Raw genomic sequence first — 255 nt, forward strand, 5'->3', positions numbered from 1 at the left:
TTATGAACCTTTGACAGTCTCGATCGGGTGTTCCTTTAACTGCATCAATGCATTTGAAAAGGAGCTCAAAGCAATTGATGATGCTATTTTAAGAACGGTGAAAGGGCTGAATCCTACCGAGTACCAGATCCTCAACTCGGTTCCCGGAATCGGCAAGGTTTATGCCAGTGGCATTCTTGCTGAAATCGGCACTATCAAATGTTTTAAAAACAATGATGCACTTGCCAAATATTGCGGCATTGTCTGGAAGGAAAA

Annotated in this window: 1 protein-coding gene; it reads left to right on the forward strand. The window is 42.4% G+C overall.

The features are described 5' to 3' along the window. Nucleotides 1–255 (forward strand): transposase (locus NE473_RS33385; protein ID WP_256265748.1); only part of this gene is annotated, 255 nt, incomplete at both ends.

It is taken from the genome of Hungatella sp. SL.1.14, from assembly GCF_024460495.1.
Taxonomy (GTDB): domain Bacteria; phylum Bacillota; class Clostridia; order Lachnospirales; family Lachnospiraceae; genus Hungatella; species Hungatella hathewayi.